The organism is Serratia sp. PL17 (assembly GCF_017832355.1).
GTDB lineage: Bacteria > Pseudomonadota > Gammaproteobacteria > Enterobacterales > Enterobacteriaceae > Serratia.
Genome location: NZ_JAFIBY010000003.1, coordinates 46,053 through 71,718, shown reverse-complemented (window position 1 = coordinate 71,718; position 25,666 = coordinate 46,053). Strand labels below are relative to the sequence as shown.

19 protein-coding genes are annotated in these 25,666 nt (G+C 52.8%); 16 read left to right on the top strand and 3 right to left on the bottom strand.

Translation table 11 applies throughout. The features are described 5' to 3' along the window. Nucleotides 1-44: 44 nt before the first annotated feature. Nucleotides 45-797, bottom strand: coding sequence for an A24 family peptidase (locus JOE25_RS11885; protein ID WP_209635411.1), 753 nt, complete (start codon nucleotides 795-797; stop codon nucleotides 45-47). Nucleotides 798-1,325: 528 nt separating this feature from the next. On the opposite strand from JOE25_RS11885, the gene JOE25_RS11880 reads away from it, so the two are divergent. Beyond that, nucleotides 1,326-2,837 (top strand): YchO/YchP family invasin, encoded by a 1,512-nt coding sequence (locus JOE25_RS11880; RefSeq protein WP_209635408.1) that lies wholly within the window; start codon nucleotides 1,326-1,328, stop codon nucleotides 2,835-2,837. Here the strand turns inward: JOE25_RS11880 and narL are convergent. Together narL and narX are read right to left on the bottom strand one after the other, a co-directional pair. Then, nucleotides 2,834-3,484, bottom strand: a complete 651-nt coding sequence (gene narL / locus JOE25_RS11875; protein ID WP_209635406.1) for a two-component system response regulator NarL — start codon at nucleotides 3,482-3,484, stop codon at nucleotides 2,834-2,836. The genes JOE25_RS11880 and narL overlap by 4 nt on opposite strands. A 34-nt stretch (nucleotides 3,485-3,518) precedes the next feature. Next, nucleotides 3,519-5,303, bottom strand: coding sequence for a nitrate/nitrite two-component system sensor histidine kinase NarX (gene narX / locus JOE25_RS11870; protein WP_209635404.1), 1,785 nt, complete (start codon nucleotides 5,301-5,303; stop codon nucleotides 3,519-3,521). 363 nt (nucleotides 5,304-5,666) lie between these two features. Between narX and JOE25_RS11865 the strand changes: the two genes are divergently transcribed. From JOE25_RS11865 to JOE25_RS11795, 15 genes are all read left to right on the top strand, one after another. Further along, nucleotides 5,667-7,055, top strand: a complete 1,389-nt coding sequence (locus JOE25_RS11865) for a NarK family nitrate/nitrite MFS transporter (protein WP_209635403.1) — start codon at nucleotides 5,667-5,669, stop codon at nucleotides 7,053-7,055. A 1,502-nt stretch (nucleotides 7,056-8,557) separates the two neighbouring features. Then, nucleotides 8,558-9,460: a helix-turn-helix domain-containing protein gene (locus tag JOE25_RS11860; protein ID WP_209635401.1), complete on the top strand. Its 903-nt coding sequence runs from the start codon at nucleotides 8,558-8,560 to the stop codon at nucleotides 9,458-9,460. A gap of 181 nt (nucleotides 9,461-9,641) precedes the next feature. Then, nucleotides 9,642-10,598: an NAD-dependent epimerase/dehydratase family protein gene (locus JOE25_RS11855; protein WP_209635398.1), complete on the top strand. Its 957-nt coding sequence runs from the start codon at nucleotides 9,642-9,644 to the stop codon at nucleotides 10,596-10,598. 207 nt (nucleotides 10,599-10,805) lie between these two features. Continuing rightward, a complete protein-coding gene (gene wecA, locus JOE25_RS11850; protein WP_209635397.1) occupies nucleotides 10,806-11,855 on the top strand; it encodes a UDP-N-acetylglucosamine--undecaprenyl-phosphate N-acetylglucosaminephosphotransferase in 1,050 nt (349 codons plus the stop codon). A 45-nt stretch (nucleotides 11,856-11,900) separates the two neighbouring features. Further along, nucleotides 11,901-13,034 (top strand): polysaccharide export protein, encoded by a 1,134-nt coding sequence (locus tag JOE25_RS11845; protein ID WP_209635395.1) that lies wholly within the window; start codon nucleotides 11,901-11,903, stop codon nucleotides 13,032-13,034. Nucleotides 13,035-13,062: 28 nt separating this feature from the next. After that, nucleotides 13,063-15,243 carry a polysaccharide biosynthesis tyrosine autokinase gene (locus JOE25_RS11840; RefSeq protein WP_209635393.1) on the top strand — a complete coding sequence of 727 codons (2,181 nt, stop codon included), beginning with the start codon at nucleotides 13,063-13,065 and terminating at the stop codon, nucleotides 15,241-15,243. Nucleotides 15,244-15,247: 4 nt separating this feature from the next. Next, nucleotides 15,248-16,537 carry a flippase gene (locus JOE25_RS11835; protein WP_209635391.1) on the top strand — a complete coding sequence of 430 codons (1,290 nt, stop codon included), beginning with the start codon at nucleotides 15,248-15,250 and terminating at the stop codon, nucleotides 16,535-16,537. Further along, nucleotides 16,527-17,375: an ATP-grasp fold amidoligase family protein gene (locus tag JOE25_RS11830; RefSeq protein ID WP_209635388.1), complete on the top strand. Its 849-nt coding sequence runs from the start codon at nucleotides 16,527-16,529 to the stop codon at nucleotides 17,373-17,375. The genes JOE25_RS11835 and JOE25_RS11830 overlap by 11 nt, the downstream gene beginning before the upstream one ends. Before the next feature lie 142 nt (nucleotides 17,376-17,517). Next, complete coding sequence (locus tag JOE25_RS11825) at nucleotides 17,518-18,423, top strand: glycosyltransferase (protein ID WP_209635387.1); 906 nt, start codon at nucleotides 17,518-17,520, stop codon at nucleotides 18,421-18,423. Nucleotide 18,424: 1 nt separating this feature from the next. Beyond that, on the top strand, nucleotides 18,425-19,486 hold the full coding sequence (locus JOE25_RS11820; RefSeq protein ID WP_209635385.1) for a glycosyltransferase family 4 protein: 1,062 nt from the start codon (nucleotides 18,425-18,427) through the stop codon (nucleotides 19,484-19,486). Nucleotide 19,487: 1 nt separating this feature from the next. Beyond that, on the top strand, nucleotides 19,488-20,231 hold the full coding sequence (locus JOE25_RS11815; protein ID WP_209635382.1) for a glycosyltransferase family 2 protein: 744 nt from the start codon (nucleotides 19,488-19,490) through the stop codon (nucleotides 20,229-20,231). After that, nucleotides 20,228-22,114, top strand: a complete 1,887-nt coding sequence (locus JOE25_RS11810) for a carbohydrate binding domain-containing protein (protein WP_209635380.1) — start codon at nucleotides 20,228-20,230, stop codon at nucleotides 22,112-22,114. The genes JOE25_RS11815 and JOE25_RS11810 overlap by 4 nt, the downstream gene beginning before the upstream one ends. Before the next feature lie 6 nt (nucleotides 22,115-22,120). After that, nucleotides 22,121-23,110 carry a glycosyltransferase gene (locus tag JOE25_RS11805; RefSeq protein WP_209635377.1) on the top strand — a complete coding sequence of 330 codons (990 nt, stop codon included), beginning with the start codon at nucleotides 22,121-22,123 and terminating at the stop codon, nucleotides 23,108-23,110. A gap of 101 nt (nucleotides 23,111-23,211) precedes the next feature. Then, complete coding sequence (locus tag JOE25_RS11800) at nucleotides 23,212-24,114, top strand: glycosyltransferase family 2 protein (protein ID WP_209635375.1); 903 nt, start codon at nucleotides 23,212-23,214, stop codon at nucleotides 24,112-24,114. Nucleotides 24,115-24,161: 47 nt separating this feature from the next. Beyond that, nucleotides 24,162-25,415: a hypothetical protein gene (locus tag JOE25_RS11795; RefSeq protein ID WP_209635373.1), complete on the top strand. Its 1,254-nt coding sequence runs from the start codon at nucleotides 24,162-24,164 to the stop codon at nucleotides 25,413-25,415. The last annotated feature ends 251 nt before the right edge of the window (nucleotides 25,416-25,666 follow it).

Below are 25,666 nucleotides of genomic sequence, written 5' to 3'. Positions count from 1 at the left end.
ATAAAGCATAGTGGCGCAGAGGCTTGCCCGCTATAACAGCCGGATCAACAGTCGGCTATAACAGTGGCCAAAGGGGGGAGCCTGTCTGCCATTGGGGTGAAATAAGCTGAAATTAAGGAATTTCCCTTGATGAAGGGCACGATGCCCATGTCGGCCATCGATAATAGAATCCACCAACCTGAAATGGCCAGATAAAGGCCAAATGGCAGCGGGGAATGCCCGTCGGTTTTGCGCAATAAATAGGCCAAAACCGTGGTGCACAGAGCGGCGGCGGCTGCGACGGTGACCAGCACCGGTAACGCAGCCCATCCCGTCCAGGCACCCAAGGCCGCCAGCAGTTTAAAATCGCCTTGGCCGATGCCGTCAGTTTTACGTTTGCATCTATAGGCCGCATTGAGCAGCCACAGCGACAGGTAACCGGCGATTGCGCCCGTAACCGCCTCACTCAGCGGGGTAAAGTAACCCTGCTGGTTAACCCACAATCCGGCCCACAGTAACGGTTGTGTCAAACGATCTGGCAGTAAGCGGTATTGCCAGTCGATGAACGCCAGTGCGAGCAAGAGGGCGGCCGCCGACAGTAAGAGGAACCCTTGTGGTAGCGGGATACTGAAAGGCAGTGCCGCCATGCCGGCACCCAGGGCGATCCACCAGACCCACCGTATTTTCGGTGGGGATGGCGGTGGCGTAAGCCCCTGTGACAGTAAATCAATCAGCCGTATTGCTGCTGCGGCCGGAAGGAGCATCGCCAGGATAAACAAGCTGCGATACCAGAGCTCGAACGGTGGCCCACTAAACATAAAATGTCCCTGCTGAACTGAACGTAGTGTTCAAAATAGCGGCAAAACCCGGTGGGAAGGGAGTGAATGATTTGCCGTTTTTCAGTCTTGCGAGGTGGGCCGCAACGTGTTGCACTTGGCAGCGCAAACGCGCTGAGGTTTTAAATTAATATTGGTAATCAGTGTTTTGATATGATTTTGTATTTTGGTGTGCGTTTTTTTTAGGCAAAATTGAGAGTGAAATAAAGTGAATTTTACCCTTTGGGTTGGGGGGATGAAAGCCGTAGCCCGAAGACGGCAACCTCTTCTTGCCGAGTGGTGCTTTGTGTGACGGTGTCACAATGCCAAATGAGGTTTATCCGATTGTTTCTCATCAGAAACCGATTAGACTTTGGGTTTTACGATGCACTTTGGTGTCCCGGCACCCGGCAGAGAAACGCCCTCTGTTCAGCCAGTGTGTGATCCTTGGGGTGTCTGTTGCCTGGAGTGGCGGCAGCAAAAAAAGGTTTATGCGCCAAACCTTCTGGATGAGGCGGCGGCGACTGCGTAATGACAGACGTTATACAAAAAGCACGTTGTACAATGAGAGAAGCCGTTCATGTCCTCTCCCGCCTTGCTGGTTGTTCACCGGCCGCGTGGTTGTTGGGGGCGTTTGCCTGTGCGTTACCCGCCTATGCCGAGTCCCCGCCTGCGCCAGACACCGTGACCCCACAACCCACCGCGGACGATAGTCTTCCTGAGCTGGGCAGCAACCTGTCGAATGATGCCGAACGCGAGAAAGAGTGGGCCACCATGGCCAAGCAGTTGGGGGAACGTAACCTTAATAACGTTTCGGGCCAGCAGGTGCGTGCCCGTGCCGAAAACTATGCCGTGGGCCAAGCCAGTGATGTATTGCAACAACAGGCTCAGGAATTGCTCTCTCCACTGGGGACCGCCAAACTGTCGTTGGCCATGTCCGAACGCGGGGATTTTGCCGGCAGCAGCGGGCAGTTGTTCAGCCCGCTTTATGATGTCAACGGCCTGCTGACCTACAGCCAGATAGGTTTGCTGCAGCAAACGGGCGGTTCGCTCGGCAATCTTGGCGTTGGGCAGCGCTGGGTCGCTGGCGATTGGTTACTCGGGTATAACACGGTGCTCGACAGCGATTTCGAACGTCATCACAACCGCGCCAGCTTGGGAGCGGAGGCCTGGGGCGATTTCCTGCGTTTCTCAGCAAACTATTACTACCCGTTATCAGCCCTGGCGCAACAGGCCGATAACGCGGAGTTTCTTAGCCGGCCGGCGAAGGGCTATGACATTACTACGCAAGGCTACCTGCCATTTTATCGCCAGATTGGTGGCTCGCTCAGCTATGAGCAGTATTGGGGAGAGAATGTCGATCTGTTTGGCAGCGGTAAAAAGCAAAATGACCCGCGGGCTATGCAGTTGGGGGTAAATTACACCCCGGTTCCCTTGGTCACGGTGAAAGCGTTGCATAAGATGGGTGAGGGTGGCGTGAGTCAGGATCAGGTCGAGTTGGCGCTAAGTTATCGGCTTGGCGTGCCTTTGGTGAAACAGATATCGCCAGAATATGTTGCGCAGGCCAAGTCGTTACGCGGCAGCCGTTATGACAACATCGAGCGCAAAAATGTGCCGGTGATGGCGTTCCGCCAGCGCAAAACGCTACAGGTGTTCCTGGCGACACCCCCCTGGCAACTGAATCCGGGGGAAACGCTGCCGTTGGTCTTGGAAATTAAAACCACCAACAAGATCACCCACGTCAGCTGGCAGGGAGACACCCAGGCCTTGAGCTTGACGCCGTCACAAAACAGTAACGATCCGCATGGATGGAGCCTGATTGTGCCGCAATGGGATGACGCACCGGGTGCCAGCAACAGTTACCGTTTATCGGTTACGCTGGAGGATGACAAGCACCAGTTGGTAACCTCAAACTGGATCCAACTGCAGGTGACAACGCCTTTGACGCTGTCTGCCGGTAACGAGGAAGGTCTGCCACCGGCAAAAATACTGCAAACGCCGGCTATCCCGGCAGAGACTGGGCCGTTATACGGCGATAACTAACCGTTCTTGCCCTGTAATACCCATACTGCGGCCTCAACGCGCGACTTCAGCTTCATTTTTTTTAAGAGGTGCTTAACGTGCACCTTGACGGTGCTCTCAGTGATGGTCAATTTGCGTGCGATCATTTTATTCGGCAGGCCTTGAGCGATCAGCTTAAGAATGTCGCGTTCGCGCGGCGTGAGTTGCTGGATATCGCGCTCGGCGCTGGGGCGGTTCTCACGCAGGCTGGCGGCCAGAATGGGCGTTAAGGCTTCGCTGAGTACCATTTGACCGGTCGCCGCCTGATGCAAAGCTTTCAGCAACTCTTCCGGTTCCATGTCTTTAAGCAGATAGCCATCGGCGCCGCGTTTTAGCGCGCTGACGACATCATCTTCATGATTCGAGACGCTAAACACGACAATGCGCCCGGAGAGTGCGGTCATTCGCAAACGATCCAGCGTTTCCAACCCGTTGATACCCGGCATGTTGAGGTCAAGCAGGATCAGATCAGGATCGTGCTCTTCGGCCAGTGTGACGCCTTGTTCACCATTACCGGCCTCGGCGATCACCTGCAGGCGCGGATCCATGCCGATGAGCTGTTTTACGCCGTTACGCAGCATTGGGTGGTCGTCAATCAGTAAAATGGTGGCGGCAGTTTCAGTTGTCATGTTTTCTCCCATGAGAGCCGATTGGGATCGGCTCTTAGTCGATGGCGTGGTTGTCCGGTTTGAATACCACCCGGACTTCAGTGCCGCCGCCGTTGCAGGGCAGTATTTCGCAGCGGCCGTGCAGGCTTTTGGCGCGATCGCGCATAATTATCAGGCCGTAATGATCAGGGCGGGCGGTATTTTCCGGCAGCCCACGACCGTTATCACTGACACTCAGGGTCACTTCCCCTCGTTGATTGATGACCTGAATGTTCACCCGGCTAGCCTGGGCATGTTTGTGGATGTTACTTAAGGCTTCGCGGGCAATCTGCAACAGGTGGATGGCCTGATACGCAGGCACTGTACGTGGCGTTAATTGATAATCGAGGTTGATGGTGATGCCGAGCCGTTGGCTAAATTCCTGAACCGTCGACTGCAATGCCGCCAGCAGCCCCGGCTCGGTTAACCGTAGACGGAAAGTGGTCAGCAATTCGCGCAGTTGCCGATAGGCAATGTTCAGTTCTTCGCGCATTTGCTGAACCAGCGCCAAATTCGCCGGTGAGAGCTCGGCCCCTTGCATTTGCAGGCAACTGGTTTGCATCTTCAAACATGACAGCGACTGGGCAATGGAATCATGCAGTTCGCGCGCTATCGCTGCGCGTTCCTCCATCAGCATGAGCTGTTGTTGATGGTCAACCTGGCGCTCAATAGCCAGCACGCTGGTCAACTGCTCAACCAGGGTGTTGATCAACTGCTGGTGGTCGTCGTTCAGCGGCTGCTGTGACGTATGTTGCGCGATAATGACGCCGTAATCTCCCAGCTTGTCGCTCAGGCTCCAGCTCAGTAAAGGGAGGTCGGCGTGCTGTGGGCTGTCATCGCTGAGACAAGCGCTACATACCGGGTTGTTGCAGTATTCCGGTCGAAGCGGCTGGTTGCCGCTCAATTGGACAAACTGTTCTTGGCTGTTGTTTTCGTACAATCGCACCTGAATGGCACGTAATGGCGTCAGGGCTTGCAGCTTATTGAGGATGGGCGTCAGTCGGCTGCACAGCGGTTCATTGGCGTGTAATTGGCGGCTGGCACAATACAAAAAACTCAACACCTGATTTTTTTGCTGCAGGTCGGCGGTTTTTTCCGCAACGCGTTGTTCTAGCCCGTTATACATTGTGGCCAATTCGTCGGACATGGTGTTCAACGCGCCGCCCAGCGAGGCCATTTCATCCTGATGGCCGCGTTGAGCAAAGCGTCGACTAAAATCGCCACGGCCTGCTGACAGCGCCATCTCCACCAGTTGGCGCCATGGGTGCAGCAGGCGACGGCGCAGATAGCAAATGGTGCCGACCAAAAGCAGCAATGTCAGTACGATAAACACCGCCTGCACCAGGGTGACTGTCAACAGCCGGCGTTCGGTGTGATGGTCGATATCGGAAACCAGCGTATCCAGCAGTGACACGAAATGCGCAACCTGGGCGGCAGCCTCTGCAGGCCGCTGGGCATTGCGCAGCTGTGGCAACAGCGTTAATTGCCAGTAATTGTGCAGTGCCTGAAATTGTTCGGTCAGTTGCTCTTGTTGTACCGAACGCTGCAAATCAGGGCTGTTTGCGTCCTGATCCAGTTCGCGAATCAGCGCTTCGCTGTGGGCATTCAAAGGCACTTGTGCCAACAGACGGTAACTTTGCATACGTAAGGAACCGGCTTTATTGATGGCGTGCGCATTGCCTTGAATGCTTTGCGACATCCAGGCAGAAATGCTCATGCCAGCAACGCCCAATATGCCCAGAAGCAGCATTAATATAGCTACCTGGTTAACGATGGAAAGCGGAGCTAACAGGCGTTTCATAGGTTTTGGATCCCCGGCGGTAACGCAATGCAACAACTGGAAACCTGAGTGCAGGAGCAGGTGATGCCAGTGAATAGAGTAACGATTCAGCATTATTTTTCATTATCCCCGCGCATAACCCCATACCTCTAACGAAGTAACCCCTAGTTTCCTGGCTGGGCTGCGGATGCATCAGGATGACATCGGGTATTTTTTAATCTTTTGATTTGTATTGTTTTTGCGGGAAAGCGCCCCTTACTCATAAAGGGCTGGTGGGGATTTTCCGCGCGTTTGCTACCTGCATCCGGGTTGATTTACATCAACTTTGCCGGGGGGATCGCCGCCTAGGGTGGGCGGAATTATCACCCTGTGTCTGAGGTTTTTATGTCGCAATCTGCAACGTCATTATCAAAAAAAACAGGCGCGGTTATTCAGGACTGGCAGCCTGAGGATGCCGCATTCTGGCAACAGCGCGGTCAACGCGTTGCCAACCGCAACCTGTGGATTTCCATTCCCTGCCTACTGTTGGCTTTCTGCGTTTGGATGTTGTTCAGCGCGGTGGCGGTGAATCTGAACAAAGTCGGTTTCAATTTCACTACCGATCAGCTGTTTTTACTCACCGCGTTACCTTCTGTGTCGGGTGCTATTCTGCGTGTGCCTTATTCGTTTGTTATCCCGCTGTTCGGTGGGCGCCGTTGGACGGCGATCAGCACCTGTTTTCTGTTGATACCCTGCCTGTGGCTGGGGTTTGCCGTGCAAGACGCCACCACCCCTTATGGCGTGTTTGTCATCATCGCGTTGTTGTGCGGTTTTGCTGGCGCCAACTTTGCTTCCAGCATGGCCAACATCAGCTTCTTTTTCCCTAAAGCACGGCAAGGGGGCGCCCTGGGGCTCAATGGCGGTTTGGGCAATTTAGGCGTTAGCGTGATGCAGCTGGTCGCCCCACTGGTGATCTCCGTGGCCATATTCGGCGTATTTGGCGGTACTGGCCAAACACAACCGGACGGCAGTCAGCTGTGGTTGGAAAATGCGGCCTGGATTTGGGTACCGTTCTTGTTGATAGGTACATTGTTCGCATGGTTTGGCATGAACGATCTGGCGGCCTCCAAAGCGTCGCTGCGTCAGCAGTTACCGGTGCTTAAACGCGGTCATCTGTGGGTGTTGAGCCTGTTGTATCTGGCAACCTTCGGGTCCTTTATCGGTTTTTCCGCCGGCTTCGCCATGCTGTCTAAAACACAATTCCCGGACGTTGTGATTCTGCATTATGCTTTCTTCGGTCCCTTCCTTGGTGCTTTAGCTCGTCCTGTGGGCGGGGCGCTGTCCGATCGCTTTGGCGGCATTCGCGTCACGCTGATTAACTTCATATTGATGGCGGTGTTTGCCGCATTGCTGTTCCTGACCTTACCGGGTGCCGGTGATAGCGGTTCATTTATGGCGTTTTACGGCGTATTCATGTTGTTGTTCCTGACAGCCGGTTTGGGCAGCGGCTCGACTTTCCAGATGATTGCCGTGATCTTTCGGAAAATCACCGTCGAACGGGTTAAAGCTAGCGGCGGCAGCGACGAGAGTGCACAGCGTGAGGCGGTCACCGATTCTGCGGCGGCGCTGGGGTTTATCTCGGCAATAGGCGCTGCTGGCGGCTTCTTTATTCCGCAGGCATTCGGTACTTCGCTCGCGCTGACGGGCTCACCAGCAGGGGCGATGAAAGTCTTCCTGGTATTCTATGTGCTCTGTGTTGTGATCACTTGGGTGGTCTACGGTCGTAAAAAGTAATCACACGTTCGGATAATGTTGGCCACGTAGGTTTTTTTAGCGAGTTCAACGCTCTTTTCGGTCGATAAGCGCGCGAAGCACCATGAGGCTCATGCGCCTCGACCGAGCAAGGGGCCGTAAGCGTGGCCCCTTGCAACCCGCGCTCTTGCCCACTCAGACGGTTGGCTGCGCCAACGGCTCTCACTTCATCACACCGTATCACGGCCGGCTACGACAGGCGTCCCTGCCTGTCTCGCCTGAAACCGCCGTCCATGGCGGTTTCGCCTATGCGTTGTTCTTGCGTTCGACGTCTTCAGGGCGCCCAACCCCGTGCTCATCTCATCTTGTTCACTGTCTTTCATCGCGCAACGTCACACTGAGTGGCTGGGTTGCCCGATGGCTGCCGATTCGGGTGTTGACCTTGATGCGCATCACCGGCTGCCGAGCAAGACGGCGTTGTCAGGGGCAACCGGCCAGGGAAGGCCGATTGAGGCGAGACTAACAGGGACATTTGTCGTAGCCGACCCGCCCGACAACGCAGGTGCAGGAGGACAAATCTGCCGGGAGCAGATTTGAACGCTGCTTGCAGCGGCCCCGAAGGGGCGAGGCCCTGGACGGGCAGAGTAATTACCGCGCTTACGGCCCCTTGCTCGGTCGAGGCGCATGAGCCTCATGGTGCTTCGCGCGTTTATCGACCGAAAAAAACGCTGAGCTTGCTAAAAACACCTTAACCGACCCCGCATTCCGTGCTCGGGTATAATCTGTTCCTCTTCAAGAGGGGAGGGGCTGTTTCTTTCTCTCTTCCATGTGATATTTTTACGCACCGAGTGAAATTTCCTGCCTTTAGGTAATATTCTTATTATCCTGCACTGATTTTTCCTTTGTTTATAGATGCATCTCTCAGGTTCTGTTTTTTTTTGGTCAATGATGAGCTGAAATGTCATTGAAGGATATTGTTCATTTTCCTGTCTGAATCCTTACAAAGAAAATGTGCGTGTAATGAGGTTTGTCAGGATAATGAAACCTGCATTTTTTCATTATTCGAGACGTGTGTCACCAAGTTGGCAATATGCCTTTGTATTTGGTGCTATATTTAGTTCAATACAATGTGAAGGATTAAATCAGATAACTCTCATTCTGTTTTCGTAGGCTTTTTGTAGGCTATCTGACAATCAGATTAAGCGGAAAAGCAGGTGATACTTTCTGACGTTATTATGAAATTTCACAATTTCATGTAATTAACAAGCAAACAACATAATTTGCTTTCTTGTTAAAAAACATGGCATTGTGTTTGTTTTGTTGCAGATTAACATGATAAGAAACCATGTTACCAACAGGGAAATAGAGACATTCAGAGAATCTAATCCTCCGTTTGAGAGAGGAAGTAAAAAATGAAATCAGCAAATTTTTATAAAAATAAACATCTGATGAATGCAACCTGTTGAGTTTACATTTAATTTCTTGAACATTTTTTCATATTTCTATACAAAGTGTGCAGGACAGGCACGCTAAGGAAATTAAAAGTGAATCTTGATAAAAGAATAAAGATTAGGAATCTAGATGTTCTGACACCGTCCAGGGAAAAATTCCGCCTGCGTTGGAAGGAGTATCAAATCCTTTCACTTCTTGTCGCCAGATCCCCAGAATTGGTTACACGTACGGAAATTATAGAAAATATATGGAAAGGAACTTACTGTTCGGATTCAACGATAAATCAAACAATTAAATCAATCCGTCAAAAGATTGGAGATACTGAGCACACCCTTATCAGAACTATTCCACGCCTGGGATATAAGGTGGAAAACAAGGCTGCTTTTCACTTTATTTCTGAAGAGGATGAATATGTCGAAGACGAAATATGGAATATCAGTGATGAAACTGAAGATAATATTCAAGCGGATATTTCTGAAAGTACAAATAAAGATGATGGGGTTACCGCTGATGAAATAGATCAACATAAGGAAGATAGGGTAACGTCTTCCCCCGTTGAGGTTCCCGAATCGCTTAAAAATGCCGCAACAATAAGAAAAAAGCCGGTCACACCCGTAGGTTTTTTCTCCGTTCCTGCCGTCAGAGTTGTGAAATACCTGTCGGTATTCGTATCCTTGCTAATTATTTCACATTTTTCATATGTTTTGGGAAATCAAACTCGGCCACCCATTATCAATGACATTCAAAACAATACGCGTGTTGTTTTGACCCTGACGTTGAACAACGCTCGGACCAATAGTCCGCAAACGTTGCTTTGCTTGTATGAAGGCGAGAGCCTGGAGCTGGCAACCATAGAATGCGTCGATCCCAAAGAAGGGCGATTGAAACAACCGGTGAAATATGAAACGTCCAGCGTTCAAGGGAGCGGTAAGATTAATCTTATATTGCCGAACAAAACCATGCAATATCAGGTTGCTTACGATGTTAAAAATTAGCGCGTAAGACGATTTCATCTTTCCCCATAATTTTACATTTTTCCAAGACTATTATTTCATTATTTGTTATTTGAAAGTGAAGAATGATTTGTCCAGTCTGGTTTCCATGATTTAGCGCGAATAAGCGTCCTGCCAAAATGCTGTGGCAGGAATAATGGAAAACCGAGCTGAGTGACAAATTATGGATAAGCGTAAAGTAGCTATCATCGGGGGTTCTGGCTTTATCGGAACGCGTCTGGTTAAACGCCTGAGTGCGCGTAACGACCTGGTGTTGACCATCGTGGATAAGAAGCAGAGCGAGCAATTTCCTGAGCTCTATCAGTTTGGCGATGTAACTCAACCCGAAACATTGCGGCAGCCCCTGGCTGGTTGTGACGCCGTGATTAATCTTGCGGCTGAACATCAGGACAATGTCGACCCTATCTCACTGTATTATCAGGTTAACGTTGATGGTGCGCGTAATGTCTGCCTGACGGCCTCCGCGTTAAATATCACGCAAATTATTTTTACTTCATCCGTGGCGGTCTACGGTTTTGTGACCAAAGAAACCGATGAAGAAGGGCTTTTTGAACCCTTTAACCATTACGGTAAGTCCAAGCTGGAGGCTGAATATGTCTACGAGGCCTGGCGCAAAGCCGACGCCAGCAACAAGTTAACCATTATCCGACCCACGGTGGTGTTTGGCGAAAACAACCGTGGCAACGTGTATAACTTGTTCCGGCAGATCGCCAGCGGCCGATTTGTGATGATTGGCAGTGGTAATAATATGAAGTCTATGGCCTATGTTGAAAATATTGCGGCCAGGCTGGAGCATGCGTTGGATCAGCAGGCGACATATCAGGTCAGTAATTATGTTGATAAACCGGACTTCACCATGAATCAGTTGGTCGACGTTATTTCGTCTTCATTAGGGCGAAATAATAAGACTATTCGCATTCCCTATTTATTTGGAATCTGCGGTGCAACGGCATTAGATATGGTGAGTAAAATAAGTCACCGTAAATTCCCTATTAGCCGCGTTCGTGTACAGAAATTCTGCGCCAGAACGCAATTTAAGAGCAGTGTACAAAGTGATTTCGTGGCGCCAGTCGATCTTGATTCGGCAATCGAAAAAACAATTAAGCACGAATTTTCCTAGAGATAACTTTCTCACGGGCAAAGGTTATTTATTTTTCGTCGCTGGCAGTCGGGGTGAATAACGTCGCCCCGACTATTGCGGCAACAGAGTGTAGTGGGACCGCATGCAATATGGGCGCGTCATGCGGCGCCTCTACAGATTAATTTTTAATAGCGCATTGGGAGCTGTAACTCAAGGGCGGTAGCGTGCTTATTCGCTGGAGGAACAATGTTATATCAACTGAGCGTGATATTTATTTTGGCACTGGTGCTGGTGATTATTGCCCGCCGCGCTGCGCTGGTCGTGGGATTAGTGGATAAGCCCAATGCGCGCAAACGCCATCAGGGGCATATTCCGCTGGTCGGTGGAATCGCCATTTATCTCAGCATTACATTTGTGACGTTCTGGCAGCCAGACTGGTTGCCACACAGCACGACCTATTTGTTGTGCGTCACCGCGTTGGTGATGCTGGGCGTGCTTGATGACCGTTTCGATCTGCCGGTGGCGCCGCGCGTCATTGTGCAGGGAGGGATCGCGCTGGCGATGATGCTGGTGGCAGGGATGCAACTTACTTCTTTCGGCTACCTGTGGGGCCATCAAGAACTGCTGTTGGGCTATGCCGCGTTACTGGTCACGCCACTGGCGGTATGGGGGGCGATCAACGCCTATAACATGGTCGATGGGATTGACGGCCAACTGGGGGCACTGTCTTGCGTCACCTTTTTGGCGTTGGCCATTTTATTCGGACTGGCAGGACATGACGAACAGGCTTTGTGGTGCCTGAGCCTGATTGCGGCGTTGGCTGCCTATCTGTTGTTCAACCTCAGCGTCTTTGGTGCGCGCAATAAAATTTTTATGGGTGACGCCGGCAGCATGGTCATTGGTTTTAGCGTGTTGTGGTTATTGGTTATCGCCACACAAGGACCGGATGCCGTCATCCGGCCGGTGACCGCGCTGTGGCTGATCGCCATTCCGCTGATGGACATGGTCACTGTGATGGTGCGCCGTCTGCTGCGCCGCCAAAGCCCGTTCAAGGCGGGTCGTGATCATCTGCACCATATTTTGATGCGCCGCGGTCTCAACGCGCGGCAGGCTCTGGGGATGAGCTGCATGTTGGCGGTCACGTTGGCCTGTGTCGGCATCTGCAGTGAAGTCCTGAAACTGCCGGATTACCAAATGCTATTGGCATTTGTATTTTGTTTCTTCGGTTATTTTGCCCTGTTGCACGAACCGCGCCAGGCAAGGATTTTTACGGATAACCCTACCGCCGATCGTTAATCCTCCCACGGGCCGCAACGGTGGCCCGTTTTTCACGGTACTGTTATGAACCTTCACTTGCCTCATTTGATGCCACTGGTGCTGTCCAGCGCCTTGCTTAGCGGCTGCACAGCGTTTCCGGGTTCACACCTCCCGACTCAGGGAAAAGAAAAAGTCATCCAACAGGACGAAAACTTCGATCTGGACAAGCAGGTCCAGGTGTACCGCGTCACGCCGATGTTGTTGGAAAAAATGCGCCGGATAGAGCCGGTGGCGCGGCCCAACCTGGCACTGGACCAGCGCCTGCAAAGTTACCAGTACCGTATCGGTGTCGGCGACGTGCTGAATGTCACCGTCTGGGATCACCCGGAGTTGACCACGCCAGCAGGGCAATACCGCAGTGCCAGTGACACCGGTAACTGGGTACACGCCGACGGCGCTATTTTCTATCCCTACATTGGTCGAGTACAGGTCGTCGGTAAAACGGTCACTGAAGTGCGCAACCAAATCGCCGGTCGATTAGCGACCTACGTAGAAAGCCCGCAGGTAGATGTCAGCATTGCCGCATTTCGTTCGCAGAAGGTGTACGTGACTGGCGAAGTGAAAACCTCTGGGCAGCAGGCTGTGACCAACGTGCCACTGACGATTCTTGATGCGATTAACGCGGCCGGAGGGCTGACCGATAACGCTGACTGGCGCAACGTGGTGCTGACGCACGACGGCAAGGAACAGCCGATTTCCCTGCAGGCGTTGATGCAACGTGGCGATATCAGCCAGAACCGTTTGCTGGCACCGGGTGACATTCTTTATGTGCCGCGCAACGACGAACTCAAAGTGTTTGTGATGGGTGAGGTTGGCAAGCAGTCGACGCTGAAAATGGACCGGAGTGGTATGACGCTGACCGAGGCGCTGGGCAGTTCTGAAGGCATCAGTCAAACGGTGGCCGACGCCACGGGCGTGTTTGTGATCCGACCGAACGGCGGTAAACAACCGAAGCGTCTGGCGTCGCTGTATCAGTTCGACTTGTCCGACGCCGCTGCGCTGGCGATGGGCACCGAATTCCAGTTGGAACCTTATGACGTGGTGTATGTCACGGCGGCACCGATAGCGCGTTGGAATCGCTTGATCAGCCAATTGGTACCGACTATTTCCAGCTTCAACGACCTCAGCGAGGCCACGTTGCGGATCCGTAACTGGTAAAGCCGCCACGGTGACTTAAGGAATACTGATGATGAAGAACAATGCATTGCCAATTGTAATGGCTGAGCAGGACGACAAATTGGAGTGGGAGCGGTTGATTGGCCCTTTGTGGGACAACCGTTGGCGTATTCTGCTGGTGACGGGGGTGGCCGGCATACTGGGCTGTGCCTATGCATTGATGGCGACGCCTATTTATCAGGCGACCGCGTTGGTGCAGGTAGAAAAGCAGCTTTCGGGCGATTCGTTACTGCGTGAAACGCTGGACAGTTCAATCGGCTCAATTGGGCAGAACTCGGCGACGCAGGATGAGGTTTCCCTGGCGAAATCGCGCTACGTGATTGGCAAAACCGTGGACGATCTTGGCCTGACGGTGCGTATCAGTCCTGATTATTTTCCGCTGTTCGGCAAGGGCATCGCCCGCCTTAGCGGAGAAACGCCACCGGCATTGCGTATCGCAGGAATGAAGACGCCAGCGGTGATGCAAGGGCAGGAATTAACGCTGACGGTGGAGGACAAACAACGTTATAGCCTGAGCTATGACGGGAAAACGCTGTTCAGCGGTGTCGTAGGGCAAGCATTGCAGCAGGGGGATTGGGCAATCAACGTGACGGCGCTGGATGCCTTGCCGGGCACGACCTTCACGGTGGTTAATGTGCCACGACAAAGAGCGGTGGACGATCTGCGCAACATGCTTGATGTTGCCCCTGGCGGTAAAGAAAGCGGCATCATGACGTTCAGCCTGGCGGGCGAAGATCCACAGCGTGCAGAGGCGGTGTTGAAGAGTATCACCGACAACTATCTGCAACAGAACGTGGATCGCAAGACGGAAGAGGCGCAGCGTATGCTGGCTTTCCTGCATGAGCAACTGCCACGCACGCAGACCTCGCTCAACAACGCCGAGAATCAGCTTAACCAGTTCCGTCAGCAGAACGATTCGGTGGATCTGTCACTGGAGGCCAAATCCGTGCTGGATACCCAGGTTCAGCTTGAGGGGCAGTTAAATGAGCTGACGTTCAAAGAAGCAGAGATTTCCAAACTTTATACCCGTGTGCATCCCGCCTACCGCGCACTGTTAGAAAAGCGCGCCACGCTGGAAGCAGAAAAGGCTCGCCTCGGTAAACAGGTGCAAACGCTGCCGAAAACCCAGCAGGAAATTCTGCGGTTGACCCGAGACGTACAGGTGGATCAGCAAGTGTACATGCAGTTGATGAACAAGCAGCAGGAATTGAGCATCAGCAAGGCAGGGACTGTGGGCAATATTCGCATTATCGATGAGGCGGAAACCGGCCTGCGTCCGGTGCAGCCACAAAAAGTGATGATCGTATTCTTCGCGCTGTTGTTGGGGGGCGTGCTGTCGGCGTCGGTGGTGGTGTTACGCGCGGCGCTGCATCGTGGCATCAGCGATACCGATACGCTGGAAAAACGGGGTATCAGTGTGTATGCCACCGTGCCGTTGTCGCCATGGCAACAAAAGCGTAACCGAGCTCAACAGCAACTGCTGACCAAAAATGGTGGCGACAAGTTGCCAATCCTGGCGCAGGAAGCGCCGGACGACTTGTCCGTCGAAGCGATTCGCAGTCTGCGCACCAGCCTGCACTTCGCCATGATGGAAGCCAAAAACAATATTCTGATGGTTTCGGGCGCCAGTCCTGCCAGCGGTAAGAGTTTCACCAGCACTAACCTGGCGGTGGTGATCGCGCAGGCGGGCCAGCGGGTGTTGCTCATTGACGCCGATATGCGCAAAGGTTTTCTGCATCGTTGGCTGAACAACAGCGCCAAGGGTGGGCTGTCTGACATGCTGTCAGGACTGATTGCGCCTGACCTGGCCGTCAAGAAAACGGACATTGCGAATCTGGATTTCGTGCCTCGGGGCCAGGTTCCACCCAATCCGTCTGAATTGCTGATGCATCAACGTTTCGCTGACTTCCTGCACTGGGCGGGCCAGCACTACGATCTGGTGTTGATCGACACCCCTCCCGTACTGGCGGTGACGGATGCTGCGATTGTCGGGCATCACGCCGGCACCTCACTGATGGTGGTGCGTTTTGAGGTCAATACCGTCCGACAGATCGAAACCAGCATCCGACGTTTCGAGCAAAACGGTGTGGTCATTAAAGGGGTGATCCTGAACGGGATGGTGAAGAAAACGGCTAACGACGCCGGTTACTATACCTTTGCCTACCCTAGTCATCAGGAAAAGGTTCAGTAACCGCATGAAAGCGATGCTGATGAATTCCCTGTGGTTAATGTTGGAACGGGTATCGCTAAGCCTGTCGGGCATTTTCGTTTCGGTCTATGTGGCGCGTTATCTGGGGCCGGCCCAATACGGATTGATCAATTACTTGCTGTCCGTGATCGCCATTGCCGTGCCGCTGGTGCAATTGGGGGCCGATGCGGTGTTGTTCAACCGTGTTGCACGGCAGCGGCACAGCGGTATTCGTCTGATGCTGGCCTCCATGCGATTGCGGCGTCGGCTTTTTGCGCTGATCGCCGTGCCCTTGATGGCTTGGGCACTGCTGACGCAGGATCGGACCAGCCAAATGATGATGGCGTTGATGCTCGCCAGTGCGTATTTCTCCATTCAGGATGTTTACAAGATTTATTACGACGCGCTGCTGAAATCCAAGTTGAACACGTTGATCAATAACCTGGCGCTGTTGTTGTCGATCATCTTGCGGCTGGCGTTAGTGCACGCCCAGCTGTCGTTGGCGTGGTTTGCCATTCCCTATGTGCTGAGCAGCCTGATTCCCTACGCAGTACGGTGGGTCCTGTTTCGTCGTGAACAGGGCGGCATGATGCCCATCAGCCGGCGCCACCAACGGCGTTATGGTCGTTATTTGTTGAAGGTGGGGTTGCCGCTGGCCGTTTCCGGTTTGTCGATTGTCATTTACACGCGTATCGATCAGATCATGATCGGCAACTATGTGGGTGAGCACAGCGTCGGGCTTTATAGCGCAGCCATCACCTTGAGTCAGGGATGGATCTTCGTACCGATAGCTTTGATCACCTCGATGATGCCAGGAGTGGCAAATGCGCGCACATTGGCCGAGCAGGAAGGGCGCATTCGGTTGTTGTATCTGGTGGTGTTATTGCTTTCGATGCCGGTGATAGTGTTTTTATCACTGTTTCCAGGTCCGATCGTGGCCTTGATGTTTGGCAGCAGTTACCGCGAAACCGCCACTATTCTGGCACTGTGTTCGGTGACGTCGTTATTTTCGGTGATGGGCACGGTGTCCTACCGGGCCATTGTGTTGTTTGGTGGTTACCGCTTTATCGCCATAAAAATGCCGTTGGCCGCATTGGCCAATGTTCTGATGAATCTGGTGTTGATACCGCGTTATGGCATTTGGGGGGCGGCGGTTTCAACCTTGGTCACCGAGTTTGTTTCATTTTTTGTACTTAATGGCTTTTTCAGAAGAGGACAAATTACCCGGCTGCAGGTCACCTGCTACCGTTGTTTACCTCAATTAATAGGGAAGGTGCGAGAACTTTATGCTAAATAATCTGGTGAAGGGTTTTTACCGCAATATACCCGACGCATTATATCATCAGTTAAAATATGCTTTGTTTTTTCGTAAAGTGCCACATTTGGCGAAGCCAGTGGGATATAGCGAAAAACTGATGCGCAGGAAGGTATATCCTTTGGCGATGTATACTCAGCTATCCGATAAATATCTGGTGAGAGAGTATATTGAAAAGTTGTGGGGGGCAGAATACCTCATCGAACTTTATGCACAGGGGCGCGAATTAACGGAGTCGATGTATCAGGAGTTGCCGACGTCGTTTGTCATCAAGGCAAACCACGGCAGTGGCTATAACAAGCTGGTGTTCGATAAAAGCCAGACCAGCTTTAATGAATTGAGGGTGTTAACCAACAGTTGGTTACGTCAGAATTTTTATCAGGTCTACCGTGAGCGTCATTATAAGGACATTACGCCCTGCGTCATGGTTGAGAAAATGCTGCTTGAAGACGGCAAGACACCCAATGACATTAAGATTCATTGTTTTAATCGTGGTGGGGAGGTTCGGTTCTTTATCCAGATTGATTATCTGCGTTTTACCGATCACCGTCGGGATTTTTTTGACGCCAACTGGAACCGTACCGAGATCCGGTTGGGCGTTCCCAATAGTGACGTACCTATGGACAAGCCCTGTAAGCTGGAGAAAATGCTGGCATTGGCAACCCAGGTCGCAGAGCAGTTCTCTTATGTTCGGGTCGATTTTTATCAAGTGGAGGAGCGTATTTATTTTGGTGAACTGACGTTTACCCCAGGAGCCGGCTTGCAAAGGTTGACGCCGGAAACCATTGAACAGGAGTGGGGAGGTTATTTCCAGGATTAGCTGAATAACCGGTAGGCTGCGTGCATTTTACCCGCGTCAGTATGGGGGATAATAACCGGACAAGGATATGCTGGGATAACAAACTATTCCGTTGGCATCATTATTTTTTTTGCCAAATGATAATATATTGTTGAGGTAATAAATGGACTTATCAATTGTCATGCCCGTTTTTAATAACTCAGCCAGTCTGGCCACAACATTAGCCCGCATGACCCATGCTTGCTCCGGGTTCGATTATGAAATTATCGTGGTTGATAATGCTTCAGATAAACAAGAGTTGGACAAAATGCGCAGCCTGTTGGTTGCTAATCACCGGGCGCGTTTGCATGAAAGTAAAACACGGAGTAATACGGCGGTATCCTGCAATACCGGTTTTCGCTTGGCGAGTTCAGACGTGGTTTTCTTTCTGGAACCGGAAGACTCATTCAGTACAAATTATATTATCCGCCGTCTGAAACGCCATCAGGATACACGGATTGATATTGTCTTTGGTAACTACACCACGGTGAGTGACAGAAATACCCGCAGTTATATGTTTGATTACAAGGAAGGCGCAACGGGCGCGGATTTTTTATTCCTGGATATGGGTGACATTCGGACTTCCACCATCAGCCTGCGTAAAAAAGCTGACCGGCGATTTTTATTTCCGGAGTTTCTCTACAAATACCAGGATTGGGGATTTTTGGTTAATGCCACCAACCTGGGGGCGAAAGTGGCATTTGATGAAGGGCGCGGGGTATTTATCCGTTGCGGTGATGCCGACACCGATCGCTGCCGGATGAGCATCGACGCCAGTGAACAATTTATTGACGCATACCTCAACGCCAGCGGGCGTTATATCAGCGGTTTTGCCTGCAAACATCTGCTGGCTTCGTTGTACAGCGAGAATTTGCAGGCTTTCAACTATTACTCATCACGCACAGAACACCATGCCCTTAGCAGTAAGTTTAAGGCAATTAAATTGTATGGGGACTGCCTGGCCAGATTGGGGCTGTTTCCGTTGGGGGGGCGTCTGTTGCGTACCGCCCGCGAGGGATTTCGGAGATGACATGCAGCAACGAAAAGTAGCGATTGTGATTGAGAACATCGCCGAGAAAGGCGGTACCGAACGGGTAGCCAGCAATCTGGCCAATGCATTATCCACGCGTTTGGGCCACCAGGTGGATCTGGTGTCGATCAGCGGCGATCGGGCGTTTTATCCGTTAGAGACCGACGTGACGTTACGTTTTATGCCCGGCAGAACGTTGCTCTGGCCTTGGCGACTGGCGTGGACACTGCGGCGGGGTCGTTACGACGTTATCGTCACTGTGTCGATGGGGAAACTTTCGTCAATCATGGTGCCGTATCTGCGTTTGCTGTGCCCACACAGTCGTCTGCTACTGAGTGAGCATGTCAGTTTTCACCAGTACGCGTGGCCGATGAAGTGGTTGAAGGTACTGGTTTATCGGCTGGGTGACCGCACGGTGCTGTTGACGAAGAAGGATCAGTCGATCATCAGTCGTTGGGTGCCTGAGCGGAAATGTCGGGTTATCGAGAACGTTTCACCGTTCCCGGTGCAACCGCCGCAACCGGCCCTGCAACAACCGGTGGCGTTGGCGGTGGGGCGATTGTGTTATCAGAAGGGGTTTGACCGGTTAATCGCGGCTTGGCAGGGCGTGGCGCAGCAGGCTGCGGGCTGGCGGTTGCATATCGTCGGTGATGGTCCAGATCGTGCGGCGTTACAGCAGCAAATTGAGGCTGCCGGCCTTACTGAACAGATCACGCTGCTGCCGGCGACGGCTGACATCGCCAGCCACTATCGCCAAGCGTCGATGCTGTTGATGACATCGCGTTATGAAGGATTACCGATGGTGCTGATTGAAGCGATGAGTTTTGGTCTACCGCTGGTGGCGTTTGACTGTCAGACGGGGCCTGCCGAACTGATCGACGACGGTGATAACGGCTACCTGGTGGCTGAAGGCGATATCGACGCGTTCAGCCAGCGTACGCTGGCGTTGATTGATGACGGTGAACTGCGTCAGCGTTTCTCCCTGCATTCGCTGACGCGGGCGCAGCAGTTTATCCCCGAGCGTATTTATCCCCAATGGCAACAGCTTATCGCTGGAGGTTAAGATGGAAAAAGTGTCAGTTATCATGCCGGCCTACAATGCCGCTGGTTTTATCAAACAATCCATTCTGGGTGTGTTGAATCAGACGTACCAGGATTATCACCTGTATGTGATCGACGATGCTTCAACGGACAATACCGCCGATGTGGTGAAGCCCTTTATTCACGATCGTCTGACTTACATTCGCAATAACACCAACCAAGGCGTAGCCGAAACCCGCAATATCGCGATTGAAGCCGCGCGCGGCGACTATATTGCGTTTTGTGATAGCGACGATGTCTGGCACCCCAACAAGCTGGCGCGCCAGGTCGGTATCTTGAAAACCGATCGTTATGACGTCGTATGCTCCCATTATTACACCTTTATAGATGACCCTGCCCAGGTAAAAAACTACCGCGGTGCCGGAGAGATTATCGCCTACAACGACATGCTGAAAAGTAACTGGATCGGCAATCTGACCGGTATGTACAACCAACGTCAGGTCGGCAAGGTGTATCAGAGCAAGGTCGGTCATGAGGACTACGTGATGTGGCTGTCGGTGCTGGAGAAAGCCCGTAACCATCTGGCGTATTGCATTCCAGAGCCACTGGCCTTCTACCGCCTTTCTGCCCAGTCGTTGTCCGGTAATAAGATCCAGGCTGCGGATTGGCAATGGCAGATTTACCGCCGTCATCTGGGGTTGTCCTACCAGAAGTCCTGTTATCTGTTCTTCTCTTATTTGTACAGCGCGGTGATGAAAAGACAATGAACCTCAGCACGCTAACGTCGGCCTGCCTGTTGGCGGGCGCCGGGTGGACGGGGCTGGTTAATGCCGCCCCTTGTGGCGACAATCTGTTGACGAACCCCGGCTTTGAACAAGGGGGAGCAGGTTGGTCATTGGCTTCAGCCGAGGTGGTGCCCGGTGGGCACGGCGGTCAGCACAGCCTGTTCTATCAAAACCACAATCCCGCCAATTACCACAATATGGTGCAGACACTGCCGGTTAAACCGGGCCAGCAGGTGGCCTTCGGTGTTTGGGTGCGTGGTGAGAACCTGAAGGGTAAGGGAGAAAATCAGGGCGCGAGCCTGTTTATCGAAAGCTATGACGACCAGGACCGCTTTTTAGCCGGTAGCTATCCGCAGGGGGTATTGGGTACCAGCGGTTGGCAGCCGGTCACGGGCGACTTCCGGGTGCCGCCGCGGGCAGTGAAGGTCGTGCTCGGGGTGTATCTACGCCAAGGCACGACCGGTAATGCCTGGTTCGATGATGTTTACGCCTGCCGGCAACCTGTCGCACCGGCGCTATATCAAATGCGCAGCAGCAAGGGCTCGGCATCCAGCCTGATTGAAGTGGTGGATCCGCAGCAGGTTCAGGTCGACAGTACGCTGGTTAACGACAAAAACACCCCGGTGAAACGTGACAGTCGCCGCTATAGCATCAGTGCGAAACAGCCGGTGGAATTTCCGCTGCCTGCGGGGCTGGCCGCCGGGGAGTATCGCTTACAACAACAGGTGACGGATGTGGCTTCGCAGCGCAGCCAGCGTAGCGAAATGCCCATCAGCGTGGGCCGTGCTCAACCCAAAGTGGCGTTGGATGCGCAAGGTTACACCCTCAAACAGGGTAAGCGCTTCTTCCCACTTGGCATCTATATGTATGGTGAGATGGCAACGGACGAACATCTGGCGCGCATCCGCGATGCCGGTTTCAACACGCTGCTTAATTACAATTACGGTACCGGTCGCGATCCATACAATTATTTTCGCAAAACGCAGCAGTACGGTTTGCAGGTGATTTTCTCGCTCAAGGATATGTACGCCGGTACCCGTTTTGCGCCAGACACCCACTTGAGCTACCCGCAACTGACGGCAAGCTACGTGGAAAAATTCAAGAACGAACCCAACCTGCTGGCCTGGTACATCAACGATGAGTTGGGGCCAGAATATGTGCCGCAGATTGAGCAGAAACACCTGCAGGTGAAACAATTGGATCCCGATCACCTGACGTTCCAGGTGCTGGACAAAACCGGCACGCTCAACGCCTACTTCAACAGTTCGGACGTGTTGGCCAGCGATCCTTACCCGGTTGGCAGAGATGCCGATCTGACGCGCACACTTGAGTACACCCGAGTGACCAGCCAGGTTGCGCGCCAGGTGAAAGGAGCCTGGTTGGTGATGCAGATTATGGATCACGCTGCCTACGCGCCGAGCCGTAAACCACGTCAACCTACGGAGGCGGAGATCCGCAACCAGGCTTGGTTAGGCTTGATTGGCGGTGCCAAGGGCATCCTGTTCTATTCCTATACCGACCTCTTCTACAAGCGCCAACGCGGTGGTTTTAGCCAGCAGGAGTTCGATGCCATCTGGCAAGGCGTCGCCAGCGTCAGCAAGCAGATTGTCAGTTTTGACCCCTATCTGCTCTCGGGTGAAAGCACGCTGCTGCAAGGCAACAATACTGCCATTCCTGCCCGCTTGTTTATCAATGGTGGGCGCGGCCTGGTGCTGATAGCCAACCCGTATTATCGGCCAATGTCAGCACGTTTTGATTTGCCTACAGGCTGGCAGGCCGAAGGGCGTGGGCAGATCGACGCAGAATTGCCGTCAATGGGTAGCCGAGCGGTATGGGTGCAACGTCAAACAGAAAATAAAGGATAACCTGTCATGAATACCACCCTGAGCCTGATTATTCCGGTCTATAAGGTTGAGGCTTATATTGAGGCATGCCTGTGCTCGGTGTTCCAACAGCTGCCTGACTGGGCAGAGGTGATCATCGTGGATGATGGCAGCCCGGATGGGTCCATGAGCATTGCCGAAGAGGTGCTGTGCCGCTACCCGCAACATAAACGACGGGTAAGCATTCTGCGCCAGGACAACCAAGGGCTGAGCGCAGCGCGTAACAACGGTATCGCCTTGGCCGAGGGGCGTTATGTCGGCTTTCTGGATTCCGATGATGTTCTGCTGGAAGGGTACTTCAGCATTCTGGGGCGTTTGCTGGCAGATAATCCGCTGTCGGACATTGTGGCGTTCAATGCCCAGCGTTTCTCGGCGATCCGTCGTAATGGAAAGATCCAACCCGATTGCACGATGGCGATTGTGCCCGGCAATGCCGCACCACAGCACAGCGAAAGCCACATGGCACTGCTGGCGGACAGCTTCAACCGCAGCATGTGGTTCGCCTGGGCGCGTATTTACCGGAAAACCCTCTTTGACGAAGCGCGTTTTCCGGTTGGCCGCAACTTCGAGGACATTCAGTTAATTCCGCAGCTGTATCTGAAAGCGGAGCGCATTGTGGTCTGTGACACCCCATTGATCGGGTATCGCGCCAACCCGAAGGGCATTACGCGAGCGCCCAAAAGGCGCGATCTGGACGATCTGGATTATGCGATCGACGGTGCGGACAGCGGGCGCCGGCAAGGGGCCGGTCATGGGCTGTATTCGATTCTTTTCGTCACGACGTTGAAGGCACGCTTGCTGGTCGGGTTGGACTTTTTTGGACTGCGTGATGCGTTGCGAGAAACGCGCGAACTGAAACGCCGCTACTCCGGTCTGCGAGCTGAAGAGCGCAAAATGCTCAGCCGCAAGAATCGGCTGTTCTACCGCAGCCCACTGGCGTACTACCTGATGGCGCGTTTGTATAACCTGCGCGGATAGCGGCGCAGTTTTCGTCCATTTCTCCATTGTGTCGGGCGCTGCCCACTGCGCCCATGTCAACTGGGGCGAATTTGCTCGCCCCCAACAGGCAGAACCAAACTATGAGTATCACCGTCAGCGTCATAATACCCACCTATGGCCGCAGTGAGCTGCTGGCTCGCGCTATTGACAGTGTATTGGCGCAAACGCACCGCCCATTGGAAATTATCGTGGTGGATGATAATCCACAGGGCGATGCCCATCGTCTTGCGACCCAGGAACGTCTGGCCGAGTATATCGAGCGGGGGCAGATTATTTATTATCCACGTCGACACAACGGCGGGGGGGCTCAGGCGCGTAATAGCGGGATCCTGCGTTCACGTGGGGAATACATTACGTTTTTGGATGATGACGACTACTACCATCCACAAAAAATCGCGCGTCAGTTGGCGTTTATGCAGCAGGGTCATTACGATGTTAGCCTGTGCGATATGGATATTTTGCAAGCGGGGCAGATCAGCGCTGAGCATTACTATCGGGCGCGTTGCGAGGGCCTGGAAGACTTTATGTTGGCTGGTGTGGCTTACACGCCGATGATCATGATGCGGCGCAGTACGGCGATTGCGGTACGTGGCTTCTTCAACACCCCGCGCTACCAGGACCATATCTTCCTTTACCGGCTACTGGCTGCCGGGGCTCGCATTGGCACTTTGCATGAACGGTTGGCGGTGCACAACGACCATGATGGTGAGCGGATCACCTCCAGCCCGAAAGGCATTATCGGTTATCGCAATAAAATGCAGTTCGAACAGCGGCTGATGCCGCAAATATCGCCTCGAGCGCGCAAGATCATGCGCCTGCGCCATACCTGCATTAACTCGCGCATCATTACAGACTGCAAGAGCCGTCTGGTGGGTGTTTTGTATGGGTTAAAGGGCATCATCTACATCAACAGTGGCCTGATGGCCGGTGTGTATATGAAGAATATCATCCGTAACGTGTTTTTCCGTGGCCTGCCGTTCTGATGCGTTAGCCGAAAAGATAAAGAACAACGCCCCTCCAGAGGAAGATTATGCGCTTTGAACGTTCGACGTTGATTGGCAGCGTGCTGTTGCTGACGGTTCCGCTTTTTGCGTTGCTGCACAGTATTGCCACGCTGCGGGTGGGAAAGAAAAATTCGGCGGCTTATCTGCTGATAGCACTGTGCTTTTTCTTCATTTTCATCAAGATCCCGCCCTTGGCGGATCTCTACCGTCATTTTGCCAATTACGATGCCATCAACTCGGCCACCCGCTTGGGAGATGTCATTCAGGGCAAGGTGGACGTGGTGTTGTACGCCAACTTCTATATTTTTAAAACGCTGGGTATTCCCTTTTTTGTTATCCCTGGGCTCTACGTGGGGCTGTCGGTCTACTGTTATCTCAGTGCGTTGAATATTGTTATGCGGCACACCGGTAAGGTGTTTTCGGCGCGGCAGTTTGTGTTGTTGCATCTGGCGGTATTGTTCCTGATTAACCCCTTTATCATTGCCATGGGGTTGCGCTTTGGTTTCTCGATGGCGGTGATGACCCTGGCAATGGTGTTGTTTTGCCATAAGCTCAACCGCCCACTCGCCGCAAGCCTGATGCTGTTTGCCATGCTGACTCACTTTTCCAGCATGCTGCTGGTTGGGGTGTTTCTGTGCAGTAAAGTGATGCGTCTGAACCGCTTACTGACGGTGGTATTGAGTGCCATTGCGTTGCTGACCGCGAAGTTCGCACTGCCGTTTATCGTTTCCCATATTACGATTTCCGGCATCAACAGTTATTCCGATGTGTATACCTCAGGGATGTATGCCAGCGATTACCTGACGTCCGGTAACGCTAACGGGATGATTAATTTCTTGATTGTGTTATTCCCCGCGCTGTTTCTCGGCGTATTCATGTTGTCCCACCCGATGCACAACCAGGTTGGCGACATCAAAAACTATGCGGCCTGGCTGGTGGTGTTTGTTTTCCTGTGTTCCAGTTCGCTACAGGCAGCCAGCCGCTATGCCAGCGTGGCATCGGTATTTTTGCTGTTTTACTACATTGCTCATCAGGGTTCGTTTATCCGCGGCAGGTTTAACTACTTCTTCCTGTGTTTCATGTTGATGGCGACAGGTTATAACCTCATTGAGAACATTTATGTCCCACGCCGACCGATCATGTTGGGGCAAATGTGGCAGCAGTTCTACAAAACACCGCTGTTGAATCTGTTTTATGGCGAACAGGATTATGAGCAGTATCTGCGCGTGATTAACCGCGACAGCGGTGAGTGGATAGGGCATGAGATGGATCTGGGGTAACGCGCCTTACCCACCACCAACAACAGCATCAGAGTGAAGGAGGCGGGCGCCGACCCGCATCCTACCCCCAAATACCCCAACGCACCCCGCAGCACATCCCGCCCCATGTTTACGTCATGATTTCTTTTTTATTTTCAGTAAATTGAGTTCACGTTAAGCCCTGATACTTTAGGGGTAGGCACGACGCTGCCGCCGTTATTCTCCCTCCGTTCTCTTGATCGCAATCAATTTGCCGCCTGAGTCGCCTGAGT